Source organism: Rhizobium rosettiformans W3, assembly GCF_004912135.1.
Classification (GTDB): domain Bacteria; phylum Pseudomonadota; class Alphaproteobacteria; order Rhizobiales; family Rhizobiaceae; genus Allorhizobium; species Allorhizobium rosettiformans.
Map to the genome: position 1 here is coordinate 1 of NZ_STGU01000068.1, position 1,544 is coordinate 1,544.

The 1,544-nt window shown below is 52.5% G+C and carries 2 tRNA genes and 2 rRNA genes; all 4 read left to right on the top strand.

The window, feature by feature from the left end:
• Positions 1–93: ribosomal RNA gene (locus FAA86_RS24320) — 16S ribosomal RNA — on the top strand; the annotation flags it as partial.
• 244 nt (positions 94–337) lie between these two features.
• Positions 338–414: transfer RNA gene (locus tag FAA86_RS24325), tRNA-Ile, on the top strand.
• A 112-nt stretch (positions 415–526) separates the two neighbouring features.
• Positions 527–602 (top strand) — tRNA-Ala (locus FAA86_RS24330).
• 543 nt (positions 603–1,145) lie between these two features.
• Positions 1,146–1,544: ribosomal RNA gene (locus tag FAA86_RS24335) — 23S ribosomal RNA — on the top strand; the annotation flags it as partial.

Here is a 1,544-nt window from a genome sequence, read left to right on the forward strand (position 1 = left end):
GCAAGGAGGCAGCTAACCACGGTAGGGTCAGCGACTGGGGTGAAGTCGTAACAAGGTAGCCGTAGGGGAACCTGCGGCTGGATCACCTCCTTTCTAAGGAAGCTGTGGAACTGGTAAGACGATCGTCTCCGGACGATATGAACCTTCCCGTGCTTTTTAGAACATAGATGGCGCCAGTCAGGCGACCATCGAAAACGTAATACGCCGTGGAGATCTTCGGATCCGGACGGTATGGCGCAGATCGCCGTCCACGTTTCTCTTTCTTCAAAAGACAAGGACCACGCTTTGGTCGTTTGGTGTTTAGCACTGAGCGGTCTTCGTGCTGTTCCATCCTTATGGGCCCGTAGCTCAGTCGGTTAGAGCACACGCTTGATAAGCGTGGGGTCGGTAGTTCGAGTCTACCCGGGCCCACCATGTTTTGCCTTGGCGCTTTTGAGCGCCTCTGGGCATCTGGTAAGGTCTGGATGGATTTGTGGTTTAAGCGTTGACGGATCTCTTGGTTAAAGCCTTGAGGTGCAACCTGAATGGGGCTGTAGCTCAGCTGGGAGAGCACCTGCTTTGCAAGCAGGGGGTCAGCGGTTCGATCCCGCTCAGCTCCACCAAGGTTTTGGTGTTGATGCGAGGCGGATACCTTGTCTTTGAAGAAATAAAAGTTTGCACCTGGCGATACGCCTTGTGCCTGTTCTGCATACATTGTGAAGAGAAGATTGATCTGGAGGCTTCCAGGTATGGGTTTTACCCATGTCCGAGCCCTGTCCTGATGATCCTTGTGAAGGCCTAGCCGGCCGGAACCTGGGGAAGGATGGGAGGTAGGTAGGAAGCTTGTCGCTCTGGATCGTTCATTGTTGGCCCGTCTTCGGATGAGCCTCTGATGGAGCGATCGGATTATCGTTGCCTGACCGCGCGGTACCGGATTTAATCTCGAGAAGCTGGTCTTAAAGATCTGGCACAAGTGAGCTGCTCGGCGTAGCTCCAATAAAGTGACCGGATCGAACACGTCGATGGCATCTGAATGGTCTGGTTGTAAAAGGTAGCCGGACTGGTGAGATGGTAGGATTTAGGCAGTAGGCAATAGGTTTTAGGATCTATTGGCTAATGCCTATTGGCTATTGTCTTTCCTATGGATGAGCATTGGCAATGAGAACGATTAAGTGTCGTAAGGGCATTTGGTGGATGCCTTGGCATGCACAGGCGAAGAAGGACGTGATACGCTGCGAAAAGCCGTGGGGAGCTGCGAATGAGCTTTGATCCATGGATATCCGAATGGGGCAACCCACCTTAAATGCTTGGAGAATCCAAACTGATCGCGAGATCGGCTTGGGTTTCCAAGCATTGTGATAAGGTATCTAACCTTCGAATACATAGGGGTTAGAAGCGAACTCGGGGAACTGAAACATCTAAGTACCCGAAGGAAAGGACATCAACCGAGACTCCGCAAGTAGTGGCGAGCGAACGCGGACCAGGCCAGTGGCAATGTGGAATAAAGTGGAACGCTCTGGAAAGTGCGACCGTAGTGGGTGACAGTCCCGTACGCGTAGAACACA